5 protein-coding genes are annotated in these 4,640 nt (G+C 38.8%); 1 reads left to right on the top strand and 4 read right to left on the bottom strand.

The genetic code is table 11. The annotated features are described in order from the left end of the window. The coding region (locus L655_RS0117965) for an IS5 family transposase (protein WP_024603875.1) at positions 1 to 587 on the top strand (587 nt) is incomplete at its 5' end. Positions 588 to 624: 37 nt separating this feature from the next. Here L655_RS0117965 and L655_RS0117960 read toward each other — a convergent pair. From L655_RS0117960 to L655_RS0117945, 4 genes are all read right to left on the bottom strand, one after another. After that, the gene (locus tag L655_RS0117960; protein WP_010552883.1) at positions 625 to 1,350 is read right to left on the bottom strand and encodes a YebC/PmpR family DNA-binding transcriptional regulator; all 726 of its coding nucleotides are present in this window, start codon (positions 1,348 to 1,350) and stop codon (positions 625 to 627) included. A gap of 133 nt (positions 1,351 to 1,483) precedes the next feature. Beyond that, positions 1,484 to 2,101, bottom strand: a complete 618-nt coding sequence (locus L655_RS0117955) for an HAD family hydrolase (protein WP_024605825.1) — start codon at positions 2,099 to 2,101, stop codon at positions 1,484 to 1,486. Positions 2,102 to 2,423: 322 nt separating this feature from the next. Next, positions 2,424 to 2,918 carry a DUF6702 family protein gene (locus L655_RS0117950; RefSeq protein WP_024605824.1) on the bottom strand — a complete coding sequence of 165 codons (495 nt, stop codon included), beginning with the start codon at positions 2,916 to 2,918 and terminating at the stop codon, positions 2,424 to 2,426. After that, positions 2,918 to 4,640: M1 family metallopeptidase (locus L655_RS0117945; RefSeq protein ID WP_024605823.1), on the bottom strand; the 1,723-nt coding region annotated here is incomplete at its 5' end. The genes L655_RS0117945 and L655_RS0117950, both read right to left, overlap by 1 nt.

Genomic DNA, 4,640 nt, shown 5'->3' with positions numbered 1-4,640 from the left:
CTATCTACAGACGGTTTAATTTATGGTCCAAAAAAGGGATTTTGAATGAACTGTTTCGCGCATTATCTCGTGATGCGGACATGGATTGGGTCTTCATTGATGGCAGTATTGTCAGGGCTCATCAACATAGTTGCGGTGCAAGAACTGCTGACAATGAATCAATTGGAAAGAGCCGAGGTGGAAATTCTACGAAAATTCATCTTGCAGTCGATAGCGGAGGGTTGCCTGTTTATTATGAATTATCCTGTGGAAATACGCATGATATCGTCCATGCAGAGTCACTCGTAGCTAATTGCCCAACAAGTAATATGGTTGTCGCAGATAAAGGCTACGACAGTGAAAAACTGAGAGCGTTTGTTCGTGATAATAACGCTACACCCGTTATTCCACGTAAGGGCAACAGTTTAGTAGGCAATGAAGATATTGACTGGTGCATGTACAAATATCGGCACTTGGTTGAGAATGCATTTGGCCGTATTAAGCAATATAGAGGGATAGCCACGCGGTATGAAAAGCTTGAACGAAATTATCATTCAATGCTCGCTTTAGCATTTACTATGATGTGGCTACCAATGTGGGCTGATTGATATATGTACTACAAAGATCAACAGCCCCTAATTAAATCTAATTTTTTACAATAGCATTGTGATAAATATTTTGTACATCGTCACAATCTTCAAGCATATTTATAAATTTATCAAAGTTAGCAATAACTTCTTCGTCTTCAATTTCAATATTAACTTGAGGGATAAACGTAATTTCGTCTACTTCAAAGTTAATGCCTTCAAATGCGTCTTCAAGGGCAGTTTTAGCTTTAAAGTATTCTGTTGGCGGTGCAAATACTGATATTTTACCATCCTCGGCTTCAACATCGCTTACATCAACATCAGCCATCATTAATGCCTCTAATACGACTTCATCGTCATCGCCTGCAAAGCCAAGTACCGCATAATGATCAAACATATGTGCTACACAGCCAGGAGTACCAATTTTTGAGTCTGTTTTAGTAAATGGCAAACGTACATCTTTAATTGTACGGTTCGGATTGTCAGTTAAACAGTCAACAATAACCATGCAATTACCTGGGCCATAGCCTTCGTAACGGGCAACAGAGTAATCTTCCCCTGCACCACCGGCTGCTTTTTCAATTGCTTTATCGATAACGTGCGCTGGTACTTGGTCTTTTTTAGCTTTTTCGATTAGACGGCGTAGTGTTTGATTTACTTCGGGATCGGGATCGCCACTTTTTGCTGCAACGTAAATCTCTTTACCATACTTTGAGTTTACTTTTGTTTTTGCATTGGCTGTTTTGATCATAGAACTTTGACGAACTACAAATGCTCTGCCCATTTTGTGCCCCTAATGAATACGTTACGTTTTGCGGTATTTTACCAATTCAAAACGTATTGGGCTAGGAACAAACGTTATTTTGTAATTTAAATAACATAGCACTTATTCTTAAATAAATTTAATAGCACCCTATTTAACATAACTCTATTTTTTCAGAATAACTCTCAACTAATGTCACTAATTCAACAAAGTCATGTAAAACGTAATCTGCCTGATCGGCATAAGCAGGCGTTGACTCTGGAGCGTATAAACACGCGCGCATATTTGCATTGTGCGCAGCTTGAATGTCGTAAAGGTAATCGCCTACATAAAGTAAATTTCTGGCGTTAATGTTCCAAAGTGTAGCAATGGCATTTAAAGCGCTGGGATCTGGCTTTGCTGGGGCATCGCTTCGCGTTAAAACTGTGCTGATAGGGAGTGGATTATTTTGTAATTTAATTGCCGCTGCTTTATCAAAATTGCGAGTAACAATCGCCATCGGAATATTTTTAGACTTTAAAGCATGAATAGCTTCACTCACACCAGGTAATATACTGGCATGTTGTGCATCTATTAATTCGTGTTGGTGAACTATATTCATTGCCTCTTCACGCATATACGGTGAGGGCAACTGAGCAATGTAATCAAGTAAGTCTTGCTCGCAAGGGCAACCTATTTGGGCCTTTATTAATGCAAAATCTAATTTAGATGAAACCAATGTTCCATCTAAATCAAAAATCACTCCAAAAATAGCCTCAACCTGAGTAGTCATATCATTCCCTGAATTTAGTTATTACTAAATGAAATTTAAACATAAAATTCTCTACTGCTTATGCCCTAGGCCGGTAAATACAAAGGGATAAATGAAACTAACTATATTTAAATATTAATACGCACCATTATCAATCTATTGATAACAAAGTAATTTAAGTGCTTGATATATCATGCGCAAAAAAAGGTAAATATACAAATTGAACTCACAAATTTTACGTAAATTTACAAATAACAGATCAAACATGAACGCAGTTTAAACGTATGAAGAAAACGCGCACATAAACAACTGCTGTGCGCGTCGGTTGGGGAAGTTTTAAATATTAATTTTGCTCAAAGCGGGCTTCGAGCCAAGTATCATCTTGAGCAAAGTTTAAAGTTTTAATCTTACCTTTGCCCTCAACGTTTACCATATTTACCTGAGATGGCCATAAATCACGAAGTGCGCCATTACTCATTTTAATTCCTTCAATTCCTGCAGGAATTGGTGCTTCTTGGTAAACCCAAAAAAACTTACCATCAACTTGTGCCCCTACAAAGCTAAGTGGTAAAGGTTCGCCACTTAACGTTTGTAGAGCAACATGCGATTCAACATACTTAGCAAAACGTTGTTGGTCGGCTTTATTACTAATAATATCAATTTTGCCTTTAAACAATGTTCCTACGGCGTGTTCAGTATCATGTAAATAAAAGCGATGCATTAATTCAACATTATGCGTTCGTTTATTAAAAAGTACGGTTGTAACTGACGACTTTAGTTGATGCGCCATACTTGGCGCAGCAACTAAAAGGCAAACAATAATAAGCAAAAAGCGCATTATTGCTGCTCCTCACCGTCATCCTTTTCGTCTTTCTTCTCATCAGTTTTAAGCTCAGTTTTAATATCTTGCATGATATCGCGACTTACTTTAGCTTTACTCTTTTCCTTTTTAAACACTTCAATACGTGAAGGAATAATACGACGAGGGTAGTTATTGTTTTCAACATCTACGTCAGCTGTTTCCCAGCCTGGGTCAACAGTAACTGATACAAGCGGTTTGTTTTTATCGGTAACAATCAGCTTTTGAACGTTTTTATAATTACGACGCCAAATTTCAGCAGGAATATAGCGCTCTTCTTTAGTGCCATCTTCATATGTTAGCTCTAATAGAATAGGCATTACCAAACCACCAAGGTTTGAAAATTCCATAACGTAATAGTTTTTATCTTCTTCTAAAGCACGCTCAAGCGTTTTACGCTCCCACGGCTCTAAGCCTTTTAAAAACTTATTGTACGAGTTACGTTCTTTATTGGTTACAGTAAAACGGTCGTTTTCGTCATAAAAATCGGTAACATCAGAGTTTTTCTCAACCCATGTTTTTTTACCCTGTGCGCGGTTACGCTCAACAAATAATGAAGTAGGTTTGTCTGCTTCAATATCACGTAAACGGCTGTAATCAATATCAGGGTTTTTAGTGTCTAAACGTAGTTGATATACTTTATCTAAAGAGATATCTACATGGTCTGTGGTGTAAAACCAGCCACGCCAAAACCAATCTAAATCAACACCAGAGGCTTCTTCCATTGTACGGAAAAAATCAGCTGGAGTAGGGCGCTTGTATTTCCAGCGCTGAGCATACTCTTTAAATGCAAAGTCGAATAAGTCACGACCTAAAATTACTTCACGTAAAATATTAAGGGCTGCTGCAGGTTTAGTATAAGCATTAGGACCTAAGCGTAATACACTGTCTGACTGAGTCATAACAGGTACTTGGTTTTCAGACTTCATGTAGCTCACTATATCGCGAGGCTCAACACCCCAAGGAATAGTAGGATCCCATTCACGACCAGCAACGCCATCTAAAAAGCTATTTAAGCCTTCATCCATCCACGTCCATTGGCGCTCATCTGAGTTAACAATCATTGGAAAGTAAATATGACCCACTTCATGAATAACTACGCCAAGTAAAAAGCGTTTTTCAGCTTGAGAATAAGTACGTGTACCATCATCTTGTAACTTAGTACGCGGGCCGTTAAAGGTAATCATTGGGTATTCCATACCGCCAACAGGGCCATTTACCGATTGCGCAGTTGGGTATGGGTAGTCAAAAGAATACTTAGAGTACACTTCCATTGTGTGTACTACCGCTTCAGTTGAGTACTTCTCCCATAAGTCACCACCTTCTTTAGGGAAGAACGACATTGCCATAACTAAAGGTTGAACGTCACCACCTTGCTGATAACCCTTTGCATCCCACATAAACTTACGAGACGACGCCCAAGCAAAGTCACGTACGTTTTGCGCTTTAAAGTGCCACGTTTTAGTTTTGTCGGTGCCTTCTTTTTCGTTTTCTAGCGCTTCTTCTGCGTTAACAATAAACACAGGACGCTTAGATGTTTCGGCTTGCTTTAAACGTTTACGCTGAGTACTTGTAAGTACTTTGCTCGCGTTATCAAGTTTACCTGTTGCCGATACAATGTGATCTGCCGGAACAGTAATCTCAACATCGTAATCACCAAACTCAAGCGTAAACTCACCAGAGCCTAAAAACGGCTTGTTT

This window comes from Pseudoalteromonas sp. TAE79, from assembly GCF_000498015.1.
GTDB lineage: Bacteria > Pseudomonadota > Gammaproteobacteria > Enterobacterales > Alteromonadaceae > Pseudoalteromonas.
Note: the sequence above shows the minus strand (reverse complement) of the source record. Positions and strands in the feature narration are given on the sequence as shown.

Coding starts and splice junctions, on each gene's coding strand:
- L655_RS0117960 (WP_010552883.1), bottom strand. CDS start 1,350: ATGGGCAGAGCATTTGTAGTTCGTCAAAGTTCTATGATCAAAACAGCC.
- L655_RS0117955 (WP_024605825.1), bottom strand. CDS start 2,101: ATGACTACTCAGGTTGAGGCTATTTTTGGAGTGATTTTTGATTTAGAT.
- L655_RS0117950 (WP_024605824.1), bottom strand. CDS start 2,918: ATGCGCTTTTTGCTTATTATTGTTTGCCTTTTAGTTGCTGCGCCAAGT.